This is a genomic window from Acidilobus sp. 7A (assembly GCF_003431325.1).
Lineage (GTDB): Archaea > Thermoproteota > Thermoprotei_A > Sulfolobales > Acidilobaceae > Acidilobus.
Map to the genome: position 1 here is coordinate 846,427 of NZ_CP010515.1, position 23,511 is coordinate 869,937.

The following is a 23,511-nucleotide window of genomic DNA, read 5'->3' on the forward strand; positions in this document are numbered from 1 at the left end:
GTCCTAGTAATAGGCGGAGCCGCGGGGATGCCAGCGGCCTCGTGGGCCAGAGGAGGTCATAGGCGGGCTGGGCGTCATAGCGGCTGCGATCATGAGGAGGATGACGGCCGATGACCTGTTCTTCGTGGAGATGGGCTACCACCCGAGCTCAGGCAGGGCCTGGGACCCCGCAGTGCTGGCCGCCAGGCATCTCATGAGAACATAGCCTCAGTGGGATAACCCGTCACCACCGCTCAGTCACTGATGGTGTCCTCATCGGCCGCCTTAGAGTTGCCCAGGCGGCTTAAATGCTCTATACACTTGCTGTCAACCCTTGAGGCAAGCCTTGAGGCAAGCCTGTCGTTGACGTGCTTGCCGTGAGGCCTGAGGCCCCCGCTGAAGGCCATCGGTATGTGGAGGAGCTCATGGACTATGACCTTCACCTTCTCCCTTGGAGGCAGGCCGTCAAACCTCTCTGAGATGAACTCTATGAGGTAGGCTGGCTCCATGTTCAGGGCGAACCTCCAGGCCGATGGCATCAGGTATATCCTTGCTACGGCCCTTGACCTTGAGCCCCTGCTCCTCACAACGTAAAGCCTTTCGAGGTCTATGTAGCTGAGGCCCAGGCTTCCAACAACGCACTTAACCGCCTCCTCAAGGTCCCTGTCCCTCTCGAACCTCAAGGTGTGCCCTTAAGTGCTGAGGCCCTTAGAGTAAGAAGGGGGAGAGGGCTTCCAGGGCGGTGGGCAATCTTGGAGAGGGACGACCTCTCAGCCCTGCTCGCGGCCATACTGGGCGGCGTTGGGGCTATAGCCCTCTTCATGGGGGCCGTCGCGGAGGCGCTCGGCTGCGCCCTATGCAGGTACGTCATGTACGCCGGCGTCGCCATGCTCCTTATATCGGCTGCCCTCCTTGGGCTCCTCTTCATCCCCCCAAGGAGGGCAGGCGTCACCTGACAAGTATAACAGTGACAGGCGCGTGGGCCGCGACAGCAATGGCAGTTGACCCCACGTTTATGTCGCCGTTTATGCTTGTCCCCCTCGCGCCCATTATCACGGCGTCGTAGGAGCCCTCGGCTATAGTCTTGAGTATCTCGTTTGCCGCGCTCGAGGAGGACTGGCTGTACCTTGACACAACAAACCTGTACTCAGCCCTCCCCCCGACCCTGTCCTCGACCAGCTTCCTCACCACGTCAGCGCTTGAGCACTCTGAGCAGGCGTAGAGGACGGTGAGCCTAGAGCCGTACCTCATTGCAAAGTCAACTGCCAGGTCGAGGGCCTTCATGCTTGACCCTGAGCCGTCGACAGGCACCAGCAGCTCCCTGAGCCAGAAGCTTATGGTGTAGCTCGGCTCAACGCCCCTGCTCAAGCCCTGCCACCCCCTGCCAGGGCCTCCAGCGCTGGGAGGCCCTCGCCCGAGAGAAAAGCTAGGAAGGCCGCGGCGCCCGTTGATATGTGCACCTTTGCGTCGCTCGTGCCAGGCTCAAGGCCACTCATCGCAGCGACGTGGCCCCCGCCAAGTATTGCATAGCCCTTGCAATCCATGGCCGCCCTTATCATGGCCTCTGTCCCCTCCCTGAACCTCGGGTCCTCGACGACGCCCATGGGGCCCCTCAACACAACGAGCTTCGCCTCCTCCACCATTGATGAGTACGCGTCAACAGTGCCTCCCCCTACGTCCATTATTAGGCCGCTCACCCTCCCCATGGGCTCCTCCCTCACCTCCTCGCCCTCAAGCACCTTATAGTCAACAGGCACCTCTATGGGGGCGCCCATCATCAGGAGCCTCCTGGCCCTGGGCAGGAGGGCGAGGGCGCCTGACCTCTCAAGCGCTTCCATGCTGCTCGTGCTCAGCATGATACCCTTCGCCACCGTGAACAGCTCCCCCACAAGCCCCCCTGTAAGTATCCTGTCGGCCAGCCTGTTCCTCACGAGGTTCTCAATAACCTTTATGGTGTCCGCCACCCTCGCTCCCCCGAGCACGAAGACCTTGGGCGAGAGGGACCTGTCAAGCACCTTAGCAAGGGCCGCCACCTCCCTCTCCATCAGCCTGCCGGCCGCCGAGGGGAGCACAGCTGGGAAGCCGACGACGCTCGGCTCGCTCCTGTGGGCGGTCGCAAAGGCGTCGTTGACGTAGTACTGGAAGAGGGGGGAGAGGTACCTCACGAGGTATGTGTTCGCCTGCTGCCTCAGGGGGGCCTCGACGAGCTCCTCTGAGGCGAACCTGACGTTCTCAAGCATAGCAGCCTCGCCGGGCCTGAGGGACTTTATGGAGTCCCTGGCGTAGGGCCCCATGACGTCATCTATGAACTTCACCTCCTGTCCAAGGTATGCCGAGAGCACCTTGGCGTGCTGCCTGAGGCTGACGAAGTCCCTGCCCCCCGGCCTGCCCTGGTGCGACATTAGGACCACCGCGTTGTCGCGCTCCAGCAGCTCCCTTATGGTCTGCAGGTGGGCCCTTATCCTTGAGTCGTCCATCAGCATCCCGGCGTCGTTAACCGGGGAGTTAAAGTCCACCCTGACCAGCACCCTCGAGCCCCTGGCGTCAAGGTCATCGAGGGTCCTGATGCTGAGCTCTCCCAGGCGTATCAGGACTGCCCCCCAGCTGGGGCCTGCGGCTGGGAGGTAAAAGTGCCCTAGAGGAGGGCCTCTAGGTGCGCGGCCAGGGCCCCAAATAAGTCTCCCCTCGCAGCCCTCACAGGGGAAGGGTTGCAGTTCACCGCGGTGGCCTGCGACGACGGGGTCGTGAGGAAGCTGGGAGGCGGCCTCACGGCAGTGGCCTGCGTCTCCTACAGGGAGCTGTGGCCCGTCGAGGCATCCATAGGCCTCATAAGGGTCGACGGCCTTGACGCCACCTCCGTGCTCTCAGGCATGGTATCACTCATGGCCAGGCCCCCGGGCGTCATAATGCTTGACTCAATAACGATCGGGGGCTTCAACTTCGTCTCCCTGCCAGCGCTCCACAGGCTCACGGGGCTCCCCGTCGTCGTGGCCTACAGCTACATGCCGAGCCTCAGGAGGCTCGAGGCCCCTCTTAGGCAACACTTCAGTGACGCCGAGCTCAGGCTGAGGGCCATATCGCTCGTCTCAAACGCCAGGAGGGTTGAGACGGCCAGGGGGGAGCTCTACCTTGTGACGTGGGGCATAGGCCTTGATGAGGCCAGGGAGCTGGTCGAGTCATACCAGGTTTTCACTCGTGTCCCTGAGCCCATAAGGGTGGCCCACAGGCTCGCCTCTGAGGCCTCCGATGTCTTAGGTTTGCAGAAGGGGGCGAGCGGTCAAGAGGAGGGCCAGTCCAAGGCGCTGTGAAGTTTGTTAATTTATTAAAATCTATTATAAAACTTTAAAATATAAATAGAAAATAATAACAGAAATAGGTGAACGTGCGATTCAAAGTCATAAAAACTGTAAGCCAATAAATTTTATAACTTCACAAACGTAGAGCGGCCCTGGTGGACTCCTTGAGGACCAAGAGGGCCCTGGCCCTCGTCCTTGTCATCATTGTCTCAGCCTCGCTGCTCGCGGGGCTGTTCTACCTGACGCCTGGCGTGCTCTACTGGAGGGATGTAATAATAAGGGCTTACGCTGTAGGAAGCCACCACACGCTGATCTGGCTCACCAACGCCTCCTTCTCAGTGTGGGCCTGGGCGCCGACCCCTAACGGAACTGAGTTCATACCTATCTACAACGGGACGGGGCTCCAGGCGGTGATAGGCCCAGGCAGGTTAGCCAGGTGGGCCGAGGACTGGGTGCACGCATACGGCAGGGTCGCCATAGGCGTCTTTGAGCCATCGATAATCATATGGGTCTCATACTACATACGCCTGCCTAACGGCAGCGTTGAGCTCGTGGCTCAGCCCTTCTACAGGCTCCTTAACCTGAGCTTCCCGCTGAGCGGCGGCTGGGGCGTGGTAGTAAACGCGGTGATGGGCCGCCCCTTCAGGACCATCCTGAACGCCAGCGGGGCGGCCGCGAGGGGCTCAGGTAAGGCGTCGGCTCTCTCACCCCCATTCTACGTGGTACCTCACGTCATTGCTTGGTACCCTAACGACACAGGCATGGCGCCCATAAGCTTCGCCGTGGCCTTAGCGCAGCCCAGTCCTCTCGTCACTTCCGTTAACGAAGGCGTCGCAACTGTGGATATAGAACTATCAGGACTCCCTGCCATCGTGGACTCCGTCACGTTGTCTGGCAGCGAGTTCGAGGCCGCTCTAAGAGTTGCCGAGTCAGGGAACCTGCTACAGGCCGTCAGGATGCTTTCCCCGGTAATGGGGCCTGCGCTTAACTACACGATCCTCTTGCCCATCGACGCAGAGGCCGACATCCCAACGAATCTTAACGACATAGCCCAGCTCTACATAGTTGGCCAGGGCGCGCTGGTCAACTGGACTGAGGTGAGCGCCTTCGGCAGGCCAGTAACCTGGTACCTCAGCCTTCAGCCGACGGAGGCTAAGATCGCGAATGTCTATCACCAGACGACCATGGGGCTCTACTATTGGTGGGGCTATGATAAGTGCGTCAACCTGAGCGAGTGGGCTCGTGAGCAACAGGTCCTCATGCAGAACTCAAGCTACTTCTTCAAGGCTGGCATGAACTCCACGTGCCCGCTGCCAAATACGCCAGCGCCAGTAATTTGGGAGGACTACGCCGTGAAGCTGACAAATTACACTGCGGTGAGGCCTATCAGCATGTTTAACGCGTTCTCCGATGATTTCTCGTATAGCGTTAACGGAACCATCTACCGCCCCATCTACCGCCGCATAAGCGTAGGCATCGACCTCGGCTCGGCCATAGCGTCAGTGATGGAGAGCAAGGCCTTCGGCCAGCCAGGGGCGATCGCCTTCGCAGACCTGATAGCGGGTGTCCTCAACCCATTCCAGTACCAGACATTTTACGTCGTGGGGGTGAGCAACTTCATCCCGCGGTATTACGTTAACATGTACTACAGTGACCTGACCCCCGTGTACTACAACGCCAGCGGCTACGGCTTCGCCATGTCCAGGGGGCTGATATTTATAAACGTGAGCTCATCGCCCTGAAGGCTAAAGGGACGCTAAGCGCCTTAGTAAAGGCCCCTTTTCTTTAACTTTTTTGGCGTGAGCCTCTAAACCTAGTGACAAAGGTGAAAGGCAAGCCTCGCCCTTTAGGGCGGGAGAGGCCAGCACAGCCCGCAAAGGCAGAAGTGCCATGAAAACTTACGCCTGGGAAGCGCCGTAAAATATGGGCCCCGCGCCGTTGGGCCTAGCAACCACCCATGACGCCAACGGCGCCGCTGGGGCCCTGGGGCTAGGGGGAGTCACTGCGCTCGACTATGAATAGACAGGTGATTGAGGCAGGGCGCAGGGGGCAGGCGGCAGCAGAGGATATAGCCCCCTGAGGTCACCTTGCCTGGGAAGCGCTCTTGAAGTCCCTCGGGGGCTACCTTAACCTTGTGCCTCCCAGCGGCCTCAGGGACTGCGTGGCGGCCTCCTCCACAAAGGCTGGGGAGCCCAGCTGGGTAACAGTGAAGGACTCTGAGGGTCACAGCGTGGTTGTGGACCCAAACCCCTGGAACACCTGGGAGGGCTCGGGCAGCTCCTCTGCTAAGCTGTGTAGCGACGGCCTGAACGTTGTGGTCTCCTACAGCGAGGCCACGGCCGCGAGGCCCCCTGAGACCGTGCTGGGCTACCCGGAGGTCATATATGGCTACAAGCCCTGGGGCTCGCTCTCAACCAGCACATCCCCCCTGCTCCAGCTGCCGGCCAAGGTAGGCCAGCTCCCCCAGGCCATCGCCTACGTTGATTACCTCGTAGAGTTCTCGAACGGCAGGGGCAACCTGGCCTTCGACCTGTGGCTGACCAGGGGGCCAGGCCAGCGCAGCGTGGGGCCCAGGGAGCTTGAGGTCATGATATGGCTCTACCGCAGCCCCGGCTTCAACCCTATGGGCTACCAGTCGCCAAACTTAACCCTTGGGCTGCCCACCGTCGTGAATGACAGGCCAGACGTCGTTAACTGGGGAGTTTACATAGCCGACCCCATGGGGCCCGGCCGCTGGACCTACGTGGCTTTTGTCATGGAGCCGCCCCTGGCCTCGGGTAGCGTGCTCGTGCCCCTTACCCTGATGCTCAGGTCCCTTCGGGAGCTGCTGTCGTGGGGGAGCGAGGTCATGGACCTCTACCTTAACGGCCTGGAGCTCGGCATGGAGTACACGTCGCTAACATGGCCCCCAACTAAGGTGAGCGTCCTGGCCAGGTACAGGCTGAACTCATACGGCGTCCTTGTCCTGCCCCAGGATTAGATGGCCACAGCTGGGGGCCGCCAGCACCTGCGGCTGAGGCTGACAGCGACAAGTGACCAGCTCAAACACGGCACAGTAGTTGATCAGGCCAAGGGCCTGGCCGCAGGACCGAGTGGCACTTACGGCATGGCAGTCTAATGCGACGTGTAGGAGGCCATACGCGGCTACATGGGCTTGGCCGCGCGTGAGGAGAACCATATGGTAGGCGGCAAAGAGCATGCCATATACTTGTGAATAAAGAGGTGGGCATGGCCCACGCCTTACAGCTGACCTCCTCGCCCAAGGATCCCTCGCCCTTCAGGGCGGGTGAGGAGGCCAGCTCTTACGCCCGCCCAAGGGCATGATATCCCTGTGAGACAAGGCCATTACGTTGAAGCTCTCCGCTAGATATCGATCTCGAGGAGGCCCTCAGGGCTCACCCTCACGCCGTACCTCTTAAGCGGGGGCTGCAGCTCCCTGTTAAACTCGCACCGCCTCTCAGGCATGACTATTGGCTGTGAAACCATGTCGCCGGTCAGCACGTCGAACTTAGCCTTATGGAGCGGGCAGACGGCAATGTGCCCGTCCTCAACGTCGCTGAGCACGCCGCAGCCCATGTGAGGGCACCTGGCGTCCATGGCGTAGAAGTTGCCGTTATGCTTGACTATGAGTATTGGGGTGTTATCTACCATAATGACGGCGTGGTCCCTCGTATCAAAGATTTTAGCCAGGACGGATACCTTACGAAATACCATACATAGATCGCCTAGCTATTGTTAGCAAATCAACTAGTTAATAAAACTTATACATGGATTGTATGGGGCTCAGCGGCCGCGGGCCTCAGGGGCTGCGCTCATTTGTAGGAGCAGGCGGCGACCCCTGGCATTGATGCCCTGCGCCTCGTGGCGTCGCCTGACCTCAGGGCTCCCTCAGGTGATTTTGAGGCTCAGTACTCGCTGAGGGTGCCGTCCCTCCTGGCCCTGTTGAAGCCGTAGGTGTAAACCGCGACCCCCAGGGGGAGCAGGACTAAGTCGTAGATGAGGAGCACAACGACATACCAGAGGACGCCGCCCAGGCCAACGCCGTCCAGGAGGGCCAGCCTGAGGCCCTGCAGGGCGGGCGTCAGCGGCACGGCATAACTTATGTACCTCAGCCAGGTCGGGAGCACCGAGACGGGGAACACCGTGCCGGCTATCAACGTGGTCACAGTTGAGAAGAAGAAGGCCACTGGGTTCCCCTGCTTGGTTATCATAACTATGCCGCCCGCCACCATTGATATCCCAACGGTGGCTATGAGCAGCTCAGCCACCATTATGACTGCAGCTGGCAGCCCTGACGCCAGGTACCTGACCCCGAGGCCGTAGCCTACGGCCAGGGTCACCGCCGTGCTTATCGAGTTCAGTATGAAGCCCCACAGCGTTGAGTATATCAGCATGCCGAGGACCCCGCTCTGGGTCATAAGGTAGTATTCTATGGTGCCCATGAGCTGCTCGTTCCTCATCCTTCCGCTTATAGTTGTTATAACTGACGAGACGTAGCCCTGGAACGCCAGGCCTATTACCACGAAGGGCGTGTAGTCCTGGGGCCTCATACTGAAGGCCCCGCTCACTATCCTTGCACCCAGCGCCGTCCCAGTGAAATAGTAGGTGAACACTGGAAGGACCCAGCTGAGGACGTTAAGGGCTATCTGCGTCCTGTAGGTGCTCCAGACCCTGAAGCCCCTGAGGTAGACATAGGCGTAGAGCCTCGCGGCCACTATGCTAAGCCTCCTCGCCACGCTCAAGCCATGCCACCCCTCCAGGCCCAGGCGCCCCTGGCCCTCGCCCTGTAGTCTATCTCCATCATTTCCTCGCCGACAAGGGCAGCGTAGACGTCCTCAAGCGTCGGCTCTTCCTCCCTGTAGTACTCCGCCCTCCCGTCCAGCTTGTCGGCCATGCTGCTCGGCACCCTGAGCACGGCCCTGTTACCCCTGACGAACGCCATGAACCTCCTGAGGTCCCTGGGGACGGCGTCATAAGGAAGTGAGACCTCCACCACCTTGCCCACCGCTGCCTTCAGCTCGGCCGGCGTGCCCTCAGCTATAATCTTGCCGTACTTTATCACGTATATGTAGTCGGCCAGGCCCTCCACCTCGCCCATGTAGTGGCTGGTCATGAGCACCGCCTTGTCCCTCGAGAGCGACTTCACGAGGCCCCTGAGCTCCCTGGCCGAGACGGGGTCAAGGCCCAGGGTTGGCTCGTCAAGCAGGAGCACTGGAGGGTCGTGAATTAGCGCCCTGGCGAGGGCCAGCCTCCTCTGCATGCCAAGGCTGTACTTCATGTACTGAACGTCTGCCCACCTGCTAAGGCCCACCAGCTCCAGCACCTCCCTAGCCCTCTGCTTTGCCTCGCCCAGGCCCATGTTATAGAGGCTCGCGAAGAATAGCAGGTTCTCGTAGCCCGTCAGCCTGTAGTAGAAGAGCCTCTCGCCCGTCAGCACCAGGCCCAGGCTCCCCCTGACCTCCTTTACCTCCCTTGTGACGTCGTGCCCCATGACGTAGGCCCTCCCCGACGTGGGCAGCAGCAGCGTTGAGAGTATCTTTATCAGCGTCGTCTTGCCTGACCCGTTTGGCCCCACAAGGGCCACCACGGAGCTCCTTGGAACCCTGACGCTAACCCCGTCCAGCGCCCTGACCTCTGCAGATTTCACCCTGAAGGTCCGCGTCAGGCTCTGGGTCTCCACGGCCTCCGTGGCACTTCACTCTCTCAGTGATATATCGAAAAACTCCAGCTAAATAAGTTCAGCTGCTGCAGAGAAGCAGGAGCCTCGAGGCAACCCTCATGGCCCTGAAGTCGCCCCTCGGCATAACCCCTCTCCTCCTCATGGACTCCACGAGCCTCCCCAGCTGCTCCGCCGTGACCCCCAGCAGCTTAGCCGCCGAGCTGAAGTCCTCCGCTGACGCTATGGCCCTCACGGCCCTGAGATCCTCCTCGCTCAGGCTCCCGCAGAAGGAGAGGGGCAGCGTCACCCTCTCCAGGGCCTCCTCCACGGCGTCAACTATAAGCTCCCTCAGCTCGTCGGGCTGAACGAAGAGCTGATCATCGAGTATTATCACTTCAATCCCTAGCCTTGAGGCCACGGCCCTGGCGGCCTCGTCAGAGTAGCCCCTGGCCACTATGGCCGGCCTCAGGCCTGTCAGCACGGAGTTCACATAGGCCTGCCTCATGGAGGACACGTCCGCCAGGCCTGCCTTGACCTCAACCGCATAGACTATGTTGTTCTTCTCGGCGACTATGTCTATATCTGAGACCTCGACGCCGTCTACAACCACCTTCCTGTGGAACTCCAGTACCCTGAAGCCCATCGACTCCAGGTGGGAGGCCGCTACGGACTCGCTGGCCCTGAGCACCCGCTCACCAGGCGCCCTGTGGAGGCCAAGGTAAATATTGTAAAGGATAAATCTGAAACACCTAGGTTGTCCAAGTCCTGGGGCTTAGTCGCCGGCCCCGCAAAGTTCGAAAAAGAGAAAAGATAAAAAACGTCAGCCCCTAACTAAGCGTCGGTGCAGGCTTTTGTCTGGACCCATAAGGGCCGACGCCGCATTCATAGGCGGAGGTCCAGCCTCGCTCTTTGGCGCCCTCGAGCTCGCCAGGGCGGGCCTCAAGGTAGTCATAGTAGAGGACAGGGAGAACCTGGGCGGCACCTGCCTCAACGCTGGCTGCGTGCCATCGAAGGCGCTTAGGGAGTGGGCTATAAGGGTTGACGACGCCGTCTCCCTGGGGGCCAGGGTTGACCCCGATGAGGCCTGGAGGAGGGCGGTCAACGCCACGGAGAGGGTCCAGTCCCAGTTGTTCTCCCAGCTCAGGTGGCTCGTGGGGCAGCTTAGCGAGAACCTGACCCTGCTCAGGGGCTGGGCCACGATAACAGGGGACAGGTCGCTCAGGGTCAGCCTTAAGGACGGCGGGGAGGCTGAGGTGAGCTTCAGGTACCTTCACATAGGGGCCGGCTCAGTCGACTTCATCCCCGAGATCCCGGGCAGGGAGCTGTGCATGACGAGCGAGGACCTCTACGCCTACTCAAGGACTCCCAGGGATCTGCCTGACTCCATGGTGATAGTGGGCGGGGGCTACATAGGCGTTGAGATGGCTGAGATACTCTCAAGGTTCGGGGTTAAGGTAACGCTGGTTGAGAGCGCTGACAGGCTGCTGCTCAACATGCCTGTAGACATCTCGAGGGCCGCGCTCAGCCTTCTGCAGAGGAGGGGCGTTGACGTGAGGCTTGGCTACAGGGCGTCCGCCGTGGAGGTCAGAGGCGACGCTAAGGTCCTGAGGGCGGTTGCAAGGGACGGCTCCGCCGTGGAGGTCAGAGGCGACGAGGTCCTGATGGCAGTTGACAGGAGGCCCAGGCTGAGCGGCTACGGCCTGGAGGCGCTGGGCCTCGAGCTGGAAGGCGGCGTAAGGGTTAGCGAGGGCATGAGGACAAGCGTCCCCAACGTCTTCGCGGCAGGTGACGTCACCGGGAGACTTATGCTGGAGCACGCGGCCGCGAAGGGAGGCCTGGTCGCTGCAAGGAACATGCTCCTCGGCAGGGACCTCTACAGGATGAGCTACGTAGACGTACCCCAGGTAGTCTACACCGTGCCCGAGATGGGGGTTGTGGGGTACACGGAGGAGCAGCTCAAGTCCATGGGGGTTAAGTTCGACGTCATAAGGTACGGCCTGCAGGCGGAGGCCTACAGCCTCACGGTTGGGGGCCAGGAGGGGTGGGTCAAGGTGTTGGTTGACGAGTCCGGCAGGGTGATGGGAGCGCAGGCCTTCGCGCCGGACGCCTCCTCTATACTCACGGCCTTCGCCATGGCCATGAACTCAGGCCTTGACTCTGAGGGGCTCTACTGGCTTGCCGTGCCCCACCCGTCGCCCATGGAGCCGATAACAGATGCCTTCAGGCAGGCTTAAACAGGAGCGGCTGGCGCCGCGGCCGGGATTTGAACCCGGGTCACGGGCTTGACAGGCCCGCATACTATGCCGGGCTGTACTACCGCGGCGTGCCATCGCATATAACCATGCTGGGGGCTATTAATTTTTTGTGCCTCATTGCCGCCTGGCCTACCTAGCTCCTAGGGTTACAGGCACGGCCTGGCCAAAGGCGAGCCCCGGGGCCGTTGCATCCATGGCGCCAGCCGCGGCTAAGCAGAGAGATAACTTAAACGCCGAGCCCGCGAGAAGGGATGGGCGCTGGGAGGCTCAATGAAGCTCAGCGGCTGCACCACAGTCAGAGGCCCAGCTATGATAGCTGTGAGGGACGGGGACCTGAAGCTCATGGGAGGGCCAGTCACGGCAGGCTCATCAATAACCGTGCCCGTCGGCAGGGCTGTGATAGCTGAGGGCGATGGCGAGGTTGAGATAAGCGGCGGCCAGCTTGGGCAGTGCGACCCCGAGGGACTCAAGGCCCTTGAGTCCCTCATAGATGAGCTCAGGGGCGCCAGGAGGGTGGTCCTCGTGGGGCCAACCGACAGCGGCAAGAGCACGCTGGCGGCGTACCTCTACAACTCAGGCGCTGTGAACTCAATAATATCAACCGACGTCGGCCAGAACGAGGTCTACTGCCCCGGCTTCGAGGCCCTCTCCATGCCTCCAAGGCCGTTTACGCCTGGCTCCTCAGCGCCTGAGCCGCTCTCCGCCTGCCTGGTGGGTGACTACACGCCAAGGGGCCTAGAGGCCAGGTACTTAGCCTGCGCCATCAGGCTCTCCAGGCTCTCCGGCAGCTTCGTCGTAGACACCGACGGCTGGGCCTCGGGGGAGGGGGCAGAGCTCAAGGCGGCCCTGGCGCTCGCCGTGGGCGCGGACGCCGTGGTTGCCATAGGCCTCGACCAGGGGTCATTATCAATACTGAGGCACGAGATGGCAGGCCCCCTTGTGGTCGCTCCAAGGCTCGCCCCAGCCGGGAAGAGCCAGGCTGAGAGGAGGACCAACAGGGACAGGCTGCTCGCCTCATGCATGATGGGGTCGAGGAGGAGGGTGCTCAGCCTCGACGGCCTCCTCGTTGAGGGGAGGGAGCCTGAGGCCTGGGAGGGCCTGCTTGTAGGCCTTCGGGACGCGGAGGGCGATCACTTCGCTGTTGTCGAGAGGGGGCCCTCAAGGTCGGGCTCTATAACTGTGCTAACGCAGTACATGGGCAGCGTCGAGCTCATTAGGCTTGGAAGGGCTAGGGTTGACCTGAAGGCCTTCGGGGGCCTTCTTCAGGCCTAGCTACTCAGGCGCCCTGAAGCGCCTCCCCGGCGACTGGGCGACCAGCTGCTGCACCTCGTTGATAAGGGAGTCGAAGGGCACCACCTCCTGCTCCCCCTGCCTCCACCTCCTCCTGACGCTCACCGTCCTGCTGGAGGCCTCCTTCTCGCCCACAACTGCAATTATTGGCACCCACGCCTTGCCAGCCGACCTTATCCTGGCCCCGAGGCTCTTGCTCGCTGGGTCAAGGTAGGCCCTGGCGCCCGCCGCCTGGAGCTCAGAGAGCAGCTCCTCCGCGTACTGGGTCTGCTGCTCCTTCACTGGCACAACCGCCGCCTGAAGGGGCGCCATCCAGAAGGGGAGCGAGGGCGTTGAGCCGGCCTCCGCCTCCCTGAGGCCCGCGTCAACCGCTGAGGATGCTATGAGCCTCAGGGGGCCGAGGCACGTGAACTGGTTCCCCCTTACGGAGCCGTGGGCTGCCACCGCTGCCGCGCCCTTTGACCTGCTCATGTAGACCCCGAGCCTAACAGAGTACTGCACGTCGTAGTTCACTGAGAAGCCTCTGTCGCTTGAGGCGTCAAGCCACGTGAGGCCCTTGGCCATGGTCCCTGATACCTCAGAGAGCGCCTTGACTAACTCCTCCTCGCCCACGTCACCGGCCTTAACTACCACGTCGCCCCCTGGGACGGGCGACCTCAGCCTGACGGAGCCCTCCTCTAGGTACCTGGCCGCGTCAAGGCACGACCTCAGTATGGAGGCCAGGCCGCTCACGCCGTAGAGCTCCGAGGGCCCTCCGCCGCTCGTCCTCGGCTCGCCCCCAAGCCTCTCAGCCGCCCAAGAGGCGAGGGACTCCATCATCACCTCCCCCAGCCTTGTCAGGCCGTCGCTGGTGACGCCCAGCTTCTCCATGGTTCCAATAGCCTCGTTGTCCCATGGGTTCCCGGGCTCCAGCTCCCTTGGCATGAGGCCTGAGTCTATGGCCTCCTTGGGCGACAGTAGCTTGCCATCGGCTATGAACCACGGCCCCCTGGGGGCAGTTATTGTCCTGGAGAGCTCGCAGGCCGGGTGGCCTGGGCACGTTATGGTGAACCCCTTGTACCAGCCGAAGGGCGCCCTAGCCGTGCTAAAGCCCATGGCCTTAAGCTCGTCCTCGACCCTCCTGAGTATCGCAGCGGCCTGCTCTGGCGGCGCCAGGCTTGGCGAGAGGTGGGCGAAGGGGTAGACCACGGCGCACTTGACGCCAGACCTCCTCGCGTGTTCGGCTATCTCAAGGGCCGCCTGCCTAGCCAGGTCAGGGGCGTCGCCCTCCTCGACGCTTATGAAGCCCACGACGCAGTCCCTGCCCTCGAACTTAGATGGGGGGTCAGGCGGACTCTCAATTGCCTCCTCGACAGCCCAGAACTTGACCTCTGAGACGTGAATCATGAGCAGCCTCAAGCTGTGCCCACCTCAGCTTAGCGCCCAGCCCTTAAAGGCTCAGCCGAAGACGCTCTTGTTTACCATCTTTATAAGCCTCACGTAGTTGTTGCACTTGGCCTCGGGGCCGCTGCAGGAGACCTCGTATGTCAGCTGGCCGTCGAAGTGAACGAGGGACCCAGCGACCCTGAACCAGTCCACGGTCCCAGTCATTGGAGGCATGTGGTCGTCCGAGTAGCCGTCGTTGTCGTGCGCGTGAACCTCAGCTATGAGGCCAGCCTCGGCAACCTTGCTTATCTCCTCAGGCGGGTCCTTGGAGTTGACGTTGAGGTGACCTATGTCAACGCAGAGCCTGAGGCCTTCGACGGAGCCAGCTATCTTTATGAGCTCGTCAACGGTTGACCCCACTATGTCGCCCTCCAGCCTGTTCTCCACGGCCAGCGTGAGGCCCAGGTCCCTGGCCTCCCTGGCGAGCCTTGAGAGGGCGCTTATGTTTGCGGCCACCGCCTCGTCGGAGTGCCTCAGCGGGAGGGTGTGTATGACCGCTATGGAGGCCCCCATCTCCCTGGCCGCCCTCATCCACCTTATCATGCGTGTGAAGGCCCCCTCCTTGCCCTGCGCCAGCATGTCTAGTGTCTGCTTGTCGTAGGGCAGGTGGACGCTCGAGGGGCTGAGGCCCTGGCGCTTCAGCGACGCCTGCGTGTCCTCAAGCAGCGCGTCCTCCTGACCCCTCCTGTTGAGGAAGTTGTCGTAGCTCAGCTCGTAGTAGTCAACCCCCATGTTGTGGAGTCTAGTCACAGCGTCAGCCGGGAGCAGGGACCTGTATATCATTGTAGCGTAGGCTACCCTCATGCTACCAGCCAGGCCTGGGCTCCACGGCCAAGATATTAGCCTTATACAGCACTGAATCTCTTTCCAGAGAGAAAAATATTTTAAGTGTGAAGAGGACATCTTTTCAGAAGGCGAAAGGACGTGAAGGATTTCACAAAGCCGTTGACTGTAGCTGACGGCATACACTGGGTTGGTGTCAACGACAGGAGGAAGGTCAGGTTTGAGAACATGTGGCCCATACCAGAGGGCATATCATACAACGCCTACGTTATTGACGCAGGCGACGGGTTCATAGCCGTTGACGGTGTCGAGGAGGACTACTCCGAGGAGTACTTCTCCAAGCTGAGGGCGGTGGTCGGGGACCTCTCAAGGGTTAAGCTGATAGTTGTGAACCACCTCGAGCCCGACCACCAGGGCACCCTGGAGGAGCTCGTAAGGAGGACGGCGGCGCCGGTGGCCATATCAAGCGTGGGGGCCAAGATGATTGATGACTTCTACGACGTCCCTGGCGACAGGCTGAGGCCTGTCAAGGACGGCGAGGTGCTTGAGGTTGGCAGCAGGAGGCTGAGGTTCATCTACACCCCCTGGCTCCACTGGCCTGAGACCATGATGACCCTTGAGGAGGTCAACGGCGTCCTCTTCACATGTGACGTCTTCGGCTCCTACAGGGCCCTGAGCGAGGGCCTGTTCGACGACGAGGTCCCCCTTGACAAGTACATACCTGAGGCCAAGAGGTACTACGTTAACATAGTTGGTAAGTACGCTAAGAACACGCTTGACGCGCTGAAGAAGCTGGGGCCCCTGATGAGCTCAGTCAAGGTGATAGCGCCAGCCCACGGACCTCTCTACAGGTCAAACCCGCGGCTGCCCCTCGACCTGTATGAGGAGTGGGTGCTCCCAAGGCCTGAGAGGGAGGTGTCAATACTCTACATTAGCATGTACGGTCACACCGTTAAGGCCCTTAAGAGGCTGGAGGAGGACCTCAGCTCAAGGGGGCTGAACGTCAAGGCTATTGACGCCGCCGAGGTCCACATTTCAGACGTGCTGAGCGAGGCCAACAACTCAGCCGGGCTCATCGTGATGTTCCCCACCTACGACGCCTCAATCCCGATGCCCCTCTACGAGGCCCTCTACACCTTCCAGGTGAAGATGTTCGGCAGGGGAAGGCCGGCGGGGGTGGTGACATCATATGGGTGGGGGCCAATAGCTAAGATAGCCGCGGACCAGCTGCAGAGGTCAGGCTTTAAGGTAGTTGAGCCGCTGGTCACGCTTAGGACCAGGCCCAGGCCAGAGGAGCTCGAGAAGATGGACGAGCTCGCGGCCTCAGTGGCGAAGGCCGTCGGCGAGTTCATGGCTTCCCAGAGGGGCTCGTGAGCCGGGGGAGGCCCCTCAGGCCCGCCAGGGCCATAAGGGTGGCCCACCTGACCAGGTCCCTCCTGATCACCTTGCCCTCGGTCATGAGGCCTATTATGCCCTGAGCCGACCCTATGTCCTTGAGGCCGTACCTCCTTCCCACGGCCTCGTCCAGCTCAGAGCTCATGGCCTCCCTGGCGACCTCCTCTGGCACCTCGAAGGCGGGGGAGGCGCCGCAGGCGCTGGAGCTGCCGGCAACCACGCAGGTGAACGTTATGACATACCAGGAGCCTGAGACGCTGAAGAGACCCGACTCCACGCCGACGCCGTGATCAGCGCCCCTCGACGCCAGCGAGGCCCTCAGCATAGCAAGCCTCCTCGTCTCCTCGAGCCCAACTGGCTGGGGCGGCAGGCCGCTCACGGCCACAGGCGTAACCCTGGCGCAGCTGTAGATGAGTTCGTAGGCCTCCCTGACGCCCTCCAGCTTAACCGGGTTGGAGCTCCCCACCGCGGCGCTTGGGCACGTCAAGCTCCCACGCCCTGGCACACGGCGCCGTACCTTGTTATTAGCTGGCGCCTAAGAGGAGGTGGCGCCGCGGGCGGGATTTGAACCCGCGCGGGGTTTCCCCCACCGGCTTAGCAGGCCGGCGCCCTAGCCAGCTAGGCGACCGCGGCACCGCTCTTCCGTAAAAAGCAAGGAACTTATAACCTTTAGCATCCTTGAGGGCGCGCCTCCCATGGTTAGTCAGGTGCCCTGGCGGTGACGCTGGCTCGCAGGCGCCCTGGCCGGCCTGCGGCGCCCCTGTGCCCCTCTGGCGCCTGCGGGGCGAGCGGTTGCGCTGACCCCGGCGCTGGCAAGGTGCCTGTTTTAAGGTAATTAAGCTCAAGGCACCTAAGTTTAACGGCCTCTGTGATGTGTTACCTCCGGCACTGAGCGGTGAAGTCAAGGCATTTGGCTGAGAGGCCTTAAGAGGACGGTGGAAAAGAAAGCGTGGCTTAAAGGAAAGGCCTGAAGGCTAGCTCTTGGCGACCCCCTCGGCCTGGCCCGCCTGCTGCGTCACCAGCTTCACCTTGGGCGCCTTGGAGGTCAGCTCCTGCCAGTCCTTGAGGTTGTATATGCACCCTGGGTCCGGGGCCAGCGGGTCGCCGTAGTAGCCGTAGGCCCTGGCCCTGCAGCCGCCGCATATGTTCCTGTATGGGCAGACCCTGCAGTAGCCCTTGAGGTTGTCCCTGTTCCTAAGCTGCTCAAAGAGCGGGCTCTTGGTCCATATGTCCCAGAAGCTCTGCTTCCTCAGGTTACCCACCACGGCGGGCAGGAAGACGCACGGCGACACGTCCCCGTTGGGCTGTATCGCAGCGTATATCCTGCCGGCGCCGCAGCCGCCCACGAACTCAGCCACGGCCTTAACTATTGGGTCTCCGCTCACCGCGAAGTGAGTCGGCGCCACCTCCTGGCCGCCGCTGACCTGGAGGGCCACCCTGCCGTACTGGGGGGCAGTGCTAACTATCTGGAGCCCAGGCCTCTTCTTCATCTCGAGGTAGATCTCCCTCAGGAACTTCTCCCTCTCAACAGGGTCCAGGTCAAGCCACGCGTTCTCAAGGCCCCTGCCCGTTGGAACGAAGTTGAAGAATATCACCCTCTTGACCCCTATCTCCTCAGCAAGGTCGAGCAGGTTCTTGACCTCACCTATGTTCATCTTCGTTATTGTGACTGCCATGCCGTGGTCCATGCCCAGCTTGACCGCGTTCTCAAGCGCCTTTACGGCCCTCTCCCATGAGCCGGGCACGCCCCTGAACTTGTCGTGGACCTTGGGGTCGGCGCTGTCTATCGAGACCTCGACGTACCTCAGCCCCTCCTCCTTAGCCTTGGCCAGCTCGTTTATGTCAGCGAAGAGCCAGCCGTTGGTCGCGACGGCGGTGTGTATGCCCCTTGATGACAGCTCCCTCACTATCCTGTGGAAGTGGGGGTGTATAGTAGGCTCGCCGCCGCTTAAGGCCACGGAGGCCACGCCCGCCCTGTCGAGCTCGTCAACGACCCTCAGCTTCTCCTCCAGGGTCAGCTCGTCAGGGGTCGGGGCTCCAGCCCTCTGGTAGCAGTGTATGCACTTCAGGTTGCACATGTTTGTGAAGTTCCAGACTATCAGGAAGGGGGCTGGCATCTTCTGCGGCACGGTGACGCCGTAGAGGCCAAGGCCCTTCATTACGAGCGCTACCCCCCTCCTTATCGCTGGGTCGCTTATGGACTTCTTGGCGGACTCGACGTCACCGTGAAGCGCCTTTATGCCGACCTCTATGGACTTGTTAATTATCGGTATGAGGAACCTGGCCGTGAGCGGGCACTCGACTATCTGCTCGCCGACGAAGGCGCTCAGTGAATGATATATGAGCGGCGCCTCCTTCTCCGTGCCGTCAGCATACTTAACCTTAACTGTCCTTGAGGCGAGCCTCAGCGACGCCCTTGTGACGGGGTTGTTAAAGATGAGCCTTATGCCCGCCAGCAGGTGGCCTATGTTCCCCTTATCCTTCTTATTACCTCCCTCCTCGCCCTCAAGCTTCTCAACTACCGGGTTACCGGCCTCGCTCAATCCCTCTCACCCCCTCCCCACCTCAGGGGCTCAAAGACGCGCCCAAGCGCGTCGCCAAACGCCGAGAGGGTCTCCCTGGTGATCACCGAGACCAGGTCACCGAACCTCCCGGCCCTCACCTCCTGCCACATGAAGCCGAGCCTCAGGTAGAACTTCCTGTAGGCGTAAATCAGGGCCCTGCCCAGCTGCTCGGCCGTGAAGTTGAAGCCCCTTATGACAGGCCTCACGGTGGTGTAGTGCTCCCAGTTAGTGTCAACTATCAGGTTGTTCTTAACTGCGAAGTCCCATAGCGGGGTGCCAGGGTAAGGCGTCAGTGCCGTGAACTGGGCGTAGTCGGGGCCTAGCTTCACGGCGAGCTCAGCGGTCTGCTTCATGTCGTCAACAGTCTCCCAGGGGAATCCAAGGATGAAGGAGCCTGTGGCGAAGCCCTTGAGCTCCTTCTTCCACTGGAACACCCTCCTGGCCTGCTCCAGGGTTATCTTCTTCCCTATCCTGTTCAGCGTCTCCTGGCTGGCTGACTCGACGCCGAAGTAGAGGGCGTTGCAGCCGTTGTCGTATAGCAGCTTCATTATGTCCTTGCTCATGTGGTCGACCCTGGCGCCGCAGGAGAACTTGATGTCAAGCCCCCTCGTCCTTATCTCGTTCACGAAGTCCCTCACGAACTTCCAGTTAGCCGTGAACTCGTCGTCAGTGAACACTATCTGCTTCGTCCCGTACTTGTTAACGAGGTACTCTATCTCGTCGGCCACGCCCTTGGCGGACCTGTACCTGTACCTCCTGCCCCAGTAGTAGCTGGTTATGCAGTACATGCAGCCATAAGGGCAGCCCCTGCTTGCCATGACGTGGGCTATCCTAATGGGCTTATCGAAAAGCGTGTACTTGTCCATGTCCAGGAGCTCCCTGTCAGGCCACGGCAGCTTGTCGAGGTCCTCTATGAAGGGCCTGTCAGGCGTTACTACGGTCCTGCCCTGCTCCCTGAAGACGAGGCCCTTGATCGCCTTCAGGGCCTCGTAGTCCCTCCCCCTCTTCTCGAGCGTATCCGTCAGCTCAAGCATAGTGAACTCGCCCTCGCCCCTGACGACGAAGTCATAGCCGGCGTCAAGGGCCTCGTCATACATGTAGGTCGCGTGGGTGCCCCCGGCCACTAGGGTGACGTCGGGCATCTCCCTCCTCAGCTCCTTTGCCGCGAGGTAGCCCTTGGGGGCCAGCGGGGTCATCATGGAGACCCCAACTATGTCCGGGTCAAACGACTTGACCTCGGCCATCCACGACTTCAGGTCGAGCCTCCTGGTCGGGCTGTCAACTATCTTGACCTTGTGGCCAGCCTGCTCGAGGACTGACGCTATGTATGCCAGCCCCAGGGGAGGGGCCCTCATACCTGTTACCTTGTAGATCTCCAGGTTGTGAACATCTGGGGGCAGGGCCAGCAAGACTTTCGTTTCTTATCCCCTAGTTACTAATTATATTGTTTTGAGAGATATATGTAAAACTGTAGATGAGACAAGGGAGTAGTCTAAGGAAGCCTGTAGATGAGCCCTCTCCTTTCTCCCCTTCCAAGGCCATGGGCGTCAGCAGAGCGCCAGCACCCTGGCCATGGCTCCCTCTGCGCCCCTCACCCTGAGCGGAGCTATGACGAGGGTCACGTTGTTGCAGCCTACCAGCTCCTTAAGGTTGCAGGCGCCCTCAACTATTATGACGCCTGAGGAGAGCAGCCTGGCGTGAACGTATGACACGTCGTCAGGGCTCACCGTTGGCTTCCACGGGAAGCCCTCGGCCCCAGCCCAGCCGGCCACGCTCATTCCCTCAGTTACAACCGCGCTCACTTTGACCTCAGCGAGGTAGTCCGCGGCGCCCCTGTCAAGGTAGGGCCAGGCGTAGAGGTAGAGCTCTGAGCCCCTCATTGACGAGAAGCCCGTGTAGAGGACCGCCGCCCTCCCCTTCCTAACCTTGCCTTCGAGGTCGCGCCTCGTTATCGGTTCCCCTGGCCTCTTGTTGCTGAGGTCCACAACGTCCGCCCCTGCTATGAGCCTCGAGGGCTCTATTGAGTCAACGGACCCCCCTCCAGGTATGAAGTGAAGAGGGGCGTCAACGTGCGTGCCTGAGTGGGAGCCCGCCTCAAGCCTTGAGAGCGTCACCTCGCCGGGCCTCGAGCCCCTCATCACGAACTCGTGCTTAAACGGTGGGTCGCCTGGGTAGGTTGGCATGCCGTTGAAGAGGTCGCACGTCAGGTCAACGACCCTACCGAGGCTGAGTCCCAAGGCAGTCCCTCGCGGCTGGGGTAGAGCTAGCTTAAACGCCCTCCTGTAGCCAGAGTATGCCAGAGGCCCCGGGAAGTAGTCCCTCACTGTTCGGGACCGCGAACTGGCATCGCCCTATAAGAATTGATAAGAGGGGGACCGTAATATCTGTAGTTATGCGTGAGGTTGTCCCTGATCTTAACTTAACTAAGGGCGCATCACCCTCTTCCCATAAACCTCTACCACCTCAGGGGAGATGATGGAGCCTGAGGACTGGGGCCTGTTCTTCCAAGAGGATCACGCCCGTGGGGCCGATGACTTCTGAGATAACTGGCGAGGGAGAGGGGGTCACGAGGGGGCCCTCTGAGCTGTTAAACAGGGCTGAGAAGAGGTGAGAAGCTCTAGGGGCCGAAAAAGGACGATATCGGTAGGTGGTAAGAAAGCGGTTCAGGTAAACAGGCCCTGGGTTGCGTTCTCTAACGTAACTGAGTAGGCCTCAACCAAGTAGAGGCCCTGGACCCTCCCCTCGACAAGGCCCAATGTCACTGCGCCGACCGGTAGCCTTGACGCCGTCAGGTTGCCCGTCACTTTGGTTGAGCCCGTGATCTCAACGAGCACAAAGACCACGTGGTGGGACGAGAGGTTGACAACCTTAGCTATGCCTATGTAGGCGCTGGAGTTAACCTCGTAGAGCAGTACGGCCCTCAGCTCCACCACCTTGCCAATTATGTTCTGTGAGCTGATGAAGGCGTAGAGCCTCTCGTCAAGCTTTATGACGAGCTCGTCTGCACTGGCTATAGCGTGGCCGACCGCCCTTGCCGGCCCGTGGGAGCTTGAGCTCAGGTTCCCTGCAAGGCCCAGGCTCTTGTTAGCTAGCACTATTGACTGGTTAAGCATAACAAGGGAGCCCGTGTCGTTGCCCCTGGCGAACAGGAGCACGGCCGTGTAGGTGTCGTTCAGCGCCTCCTCGAGCAGGTTGAGGGCCCTCTCAGCTGTCTGGTTCTCGCTGCCGCTTAGCTGCTGGAGCAGCGGCTGTACGGCCTGGATGCTCTCGTTAATGCCCCTAATTACGTGGGCCTGGGCCTCAACGACCATCACGCGGCCTGAGGCGTTGGGGAATGGCATCAGCTCAGGGGCCTCGGACTCCAGCTCCTCAGCCGTCCTTGCCATCTCAACCAGCTGGGCAGGGGTCGCGTTGACAGCTGACCTGTTGAGGAGCCCCTCGATTGCCCCGAAGACCTCCTCCGCCTCGTCTGACGGGCTCACGTTGGCCTGCTGCAGGAAGGCCCAGGCCTGCTCGGCCTCGTGCTTTGCATGCGCTATGTGCTCCGCTATCCTCCCTATCATCGCCTTCTTGGCGTACTCTGAGACGTTTATTGAGAGGTTGGAGAGCTGTTGCTTAAGCTGGGAGAGAACCTGGGCGGCGGCGCTGGCGTTGCCCTGCGCCGCGTACCTAAGCCCCTGCTCCACCATTGAAATTAGCTGCTCCCTCTCCGTGCTGTTGAGGGCTGGGTTTGATGACACGAAGGCCTCTATCGCCCTGAGCTGGGCCTCAACGCCTATGGCCTGAGGCATTGGGGCCGGCCTTGCCTTCTTGAGCTGCGTCGCCAGGACCTTCATAATGCCTATGGCGACCCCTATGCACTGGCTGTAGTTCCCTTGCCTGTAGTAGGAGAGGGCCTCAGAGTAGAGCTCCTCGGCCTCCGTCACGTTAACACCCTGGGCCTTGGCAACAGCTATGGCCCTCTGGGTTATGTTAAGTAGCACCTCAGCTGACGTTGCCGTGGCGTTAGCGCCGCCCTGCTGCCCCTGGGTCGTCTGAGCCGCCGCCTTTATCAAAGATAGAGGGGAGAGCAGCGCCAGGCCAACCATAAGGGCCAGCGCAGCTGCCATCAAGCCGCTCCTCACTTGCACCACCGCTCGCGCTCACGCTGGCCTTGCGGCGCCTATTAGGGCCGCGGCGGGAGTCTGCTCCCGCCCCCTCCCGGGGCTTCCCGCTACCCGTCGCGAGCGGCTCCCTAAAAGGGGGTCCCTCAACTACTGGGGCGGGACTGCGTGATGAGAAGGTCCGTCTCAGCGGCAGTGGCGGCGGCCGTGGTGGTAGTGGTAGTTGCAGTTGCGGCCGTTGGGGCCTACTACTATTACACCAGCAGGGGAGGCACCGTCTACTTCTACATGACTGACCCAGGAGGCCACTCCAGCTCAGGCTCCGGCGCCTCCAACAACACCTCCTTCGCCATCTACCTCACAGTTACGTCAATAATGATACACAGCGCCTCCAAGGGGTGGATGACCGTCTCTAACAAGACTATAACCGTCCAGCTGAGCTCATCACTGTCACTGATAACATCGAAGAGCCTGCCGCCCGGCAACTACACTGAGATAAGGTTCGTGGTGTCCTCCGTCACGGTCCAGGTGGGGGGCGTCAACGTCTCAGCCAGCCTGCCGAGCGGCGTGCTGAAGGCGCCCATAATCAACGGCGGCCTCCAGGTGACCAGCGGCAAGAGCGCCTACCTAGTGATATATATGGGGCCGCACCTGGTGCTGACCGGCAACGGGCAGTACGTGCTGAGGCCAGTTATAACTGTCGAGGCCTACTACTCGCCGCTCACGTCTAACGCCACAACTACCACGTCGTGAGAAGCCTTA

General features: G+C 61.0%; 22 protein-coding genes and 2 tRNA genes. 8 read left to right on the forward strand and 16 right to left on the reverse strand.

Annotated elements, in window-relative coordinates:
• Positions 1-233: 233 nt before the first annotated feature.
• Complete coding sequence (locus tag SE86_RS04255; RefSeq protein ID WP_117354421.1) at positions 234-662, reverse strand: putative metallopeptidase; 429 nt, start codon at positions 660-662, stop codon at positions 234-236.
• Positions 663-731: 69 nt separating this feature from the next.
• Here SE86_RS04255 and SE86_RS04260 point away from each other — a divergent pair, with 69 nt between their 5' ends.
• A complete protein-coding gene (locus tag SE86_RS04260) occupies positions 732-935 on the forward strand; it encodes a hypothetical protein (RefSeq protein WP_117354422.1) in 204 nt (67 codons plus the stop codon).
• Here the strand turns inward: SE86_RS04260 and SE86_RS04265 are convergent.
• Together SE86_RS04265 and SE86_RS04270 are read right to left on the reverse strand one after the other, a co-directional pair.
• The gene (locus SE86_RS04265) at positions 928-1,347 is read right to left on the reverse strand and encodes a universal stress protein (protein ID WP_211096471.1); all 420 of its coding nucleotides are present in this window, start codon (positions 1,345-1,347) and stop codon (positions 928-930) included. The genes SE86_RS04260 and SE86_RS04265 overlap by 8 nt on opposite strands.
• Positions 1,344-2,570: a phosphoglycerate kinase gene (locus tag SE86_RS04270; protein WP_117354423.1), complete on the reverse strand. Its 1,227-nt coding sequence runs from the start codon at positions 2,568-2,570 to the stop codon at positions 1,344-1,346. The genes SE86_RS04265 and SE86_RS04270 overlap by 4 nt, the downstream gene beginning before the upstream one ends.
• 117 nt (positions 2,571-2,687) lie before the next feature.
• Here SE86_RS04270 and SE86_RS04275 point away from each other — a divergent pair, with 117 nt between their 5' ends.
• From SE86_RS04275 to SE86_RS04285, 3 genes are all read left to right on the forward strand, one after another.
• Positions 2,688-3,287 carry a DUF99 family protein gene (locus tag SE86_RS04275; protein WP_117354424.1) on the forward strand — a complete coding sequence of 200 codons (600 nt, stop codon included), beginning with the start codon at positions 2,688-2,690 and terminating at the stop codon, positions 3,285-3,287.
• A gap of 152 nt (positions 3,288-3,439) precedes the next feature.
• Positions 3,440-5,017, forward strand: coding sequence for a hypothetical protein (locus SE86_RS04280; protein ID WP_117354425.1), 1,578 nt, complete (start codon positions 3,440-3,442; stop codon positions 5,015-5,017).
• Between the two features lie 362 nt (positions 5,018-5,379).
• Positions 5,380-6,255 carry a hypothetical protein gene (locus SE86_RS04285; protein ID WP_117354426.1) on the forward strand — a complete coding sequence of 292 codons (876 nt, stop codon included), beginning with the start codon at positions 5,380-5,382 and terminating at the stop codon, positions 6,253-6,255.
• A gap of 383 nt (positions 6,256-6,638) precedes the next feature.
• Here the strand turns inward: SE86_RS04285 and SE86_RS04290 are convergent, their stop codons facing one another.
• From SE86_RS04290 to SE86_RS04305, 4 genes are all read right to left on the reverse strand, one after another.
• Positions 6,639-6,989 carry a Rieske (2Fe-2S) protein gene (locus tag SE86_RS04290; protein WP_117354427.1) on the reverse strand — a complete coding sequence of 117 codons (351 nt, stop codon included), beginning with the start codon at positions 6,987-6,989 and terminating at the stop codon, positions 6,639-6,641.
• A 191-nt stretch (positions 6,990-7,180) separates the two neighbouring features.
• Positions 7,181-8,017 carry an ABC transporter permease gene (locus SE86_RS04295; RefSeq protein ID WP_117354428.1) on the reverse strand — a complete coding sequence of 279 codons (837 nt, stop codon included), beginning with the start codon at positions 8,015-8,017 and terminating at the stop codon, positions 7,181-7,183.
• On the reverse strand, positions 8,014-8,955 hold the full coding sequence (locus tag SE86_RS04300) for an ABC transporter ATP-binding protein (protein WP_211096473.1): 942 nt from the start codon (positions 8,953-8,955) through the stop codon (positions 8,014-8,016). Before SE86_RS04300 ends, SE86_RS04295 begins: the two co-directional genes overlap by 4 nt.
• A 58-nt stretch (positions 8,956-9,013) precedes the next feature.
• On the reverse strand, positions 9,014-9,622 hold the full coding sequence (locus tag SE86_RS04305; protein ID WP_117354429.1) for a hypothetical protein: 609 nt from the start codon (positions 9,620-9,622) through the stop codon (positions 9,014-9,016).
• A gap of 163 nt (positions 9,623-9,785) precedes the next feature.
• Between SE86_RS04305 and SE86_RS04310 the strand changes: the two genes are divergently transcribed.
• Positions 9,786-11,168 (forward strand): NAD(P)/FAD-dependent oxidoreductase, encoded by a 1,383-nt coding sequence (locus tag SE86_RS04310; RefSeq protein ID WP_117354430.1) that lies wholly within the window; start codon positions 9,786-9,788, stop codon positions 11,166-11,168.
• Between the two features lie 11 nt (positions 11,169-11,179).
• Here SE86_RS04310 and SE86_RS04315 read toward each other — a convergent pair.
• A tRNA-Asp gene (locus tag SE86_RS04315) sits at positions 11,180-11,257 on the reverse strand.
• 202 nt (positions 11,258-11,459) lie between these two features.
• On the opposite strand from SE86_RS04315, the gene SE86_RS04320 reads away from it, so the two are divergent.
• Positions 11,460-12,461: a Clp1/GlmU family protein gene (locus tag SE86_RS04320; protein WP_117354431.1), complete on the forward strand. Its 1,002-nt coding sequence runs from the start codon at positions 11,460-11,462 to the stop codon at positions 12,459-12,461.
• Here SE86_RS04320 and SE86_RS04325 read toward each other — a convergent pair whose 3' ends face one another.
• Complete coding sequence (locus SE86_RS04325) at positions 12,462-13,877, reverse strand: threonyl-tRNA synthetase editing domain-containing protein (protein ID WP_211096474.1); 1,416 nt, start codon at positions 13,875-13,877, stop codon at positions 12,462-12,464.
• Between the two features lie 39 nt (positions 13,878-13,916).
• Positions 13,917-14,708, reverse strand: coding sequence for a sugar phosphate isomerase/epimerase family protein (locus SE86_RS04330; RefSeq protein ID WP_158543118.1), 792 nt, complete (start codon positions 14,706-14,708; stop codon positions 13,917-13,919).
• Positions 14,709-14,828: 120 nt separating this feature from the next.
• On the opposite strand from SE86_RS04330, the gene SE86_RS04335 reads away from it, so the two are divergent.
• Positions 14,829-16,061, forward strand: a complete 1,233-nt coding sequence (locus SE86_RS04335; protein ID WP_148666772.1) for an FprA family A-type flavoprotein — start codon at positions 14,829-14,831, stop codon at positions 16,059-16,061.
• Here the strand turns inward: SE86_RS04335 and SE86_RS04340 are convergent.
• The 6 genes from SE86_RS04340 to SE86_RS04365 all read right to left on the reverse strand — a co-directional run bounded on the left by SE86_RS04340 (position 16,036) and on the right by SE86_RS04365 (position 22,770).
• A complete protein-coding gene (locus tag SE86_RS04340; protein ID WP_158543119.1) occupies positions 16,036-16,569 on the reverse strand; it encodes an inosine/xanthosine triphosphatase in 534 nt (177 codons plus the stop codon). The genes SE86_RS04335 and SE86_RS04340 overlap by 26 nt on opposite strands.
• Positions 16,570-16,628: 59 nt before the next feature.
• Positions 16,629-16,715, reverse strand: a tRNA-Ser gene (locus SE86_RS04345).
• A 341-nt stretch (positions 16,716-17,056) separates the two neighbouring features.
• Entirely contained in the window at positions 17,057-18,550 is a 1,494-nt protein-coding gene (locus tag SE86_RS04350) for a radical SAM protein (protein ID WP_342755368.1), read from the reverse strand.
• 71 nt (positions 18,551-18,621) lie between these two features.
• A complete protein-coding gene (locus tag SE86_RS04355; RefSeq protein WP_211096475.1) occupies positions 18,622-20,055 on the reverse strand; it encodes a radical SAM protein in 1,434 nt (477 codons plus the stop codon).
• Positions 20,056-20,193: 138 nt separating this feature from the next.
• Positions 20,194-20,883, reverse strand: a complete 690-nt coding sequence (locus SE86_RS04360) for a cyclase family protein (protein WP_211096476.1) — start codon at positions 20,881-20,883, stop codon at positions 20,194-20,196.
• Positions 20,884-21,309: 426 nt separating this feature from the next.
• Complete coding sequence (locus SE86_RS04365) at positions 21,310-22,770, reverse strand: hypothetical protein (RefSeq protein WP_117354436.1); 1,461 nt, start codon at positions 22,768-22,770, stop codon at positions 21,310-21,312.
• A 150-nt stretch (positions 22,771-22,920) separates the two neighbouring features.
• Between SE86_RS04365 and SE86_RS04370 the strand changes: the two genes are divergently transcribed.
• Positions 22,921-23,502 carry a DUF4382 domain-containing protein gene (locus SE86_RS04370; protein WP_117354437.1) on the forward strand — a complete coding sequence of 194 codons (582 nt, stop codon included), beginning with the start codon at positions 22,921-22,923 and terminating at the stop codon, positions 23,500-23,502.
• The last annotated feature ends 9 nt before the right edge of the window (positions 23,503-23,511 follow it).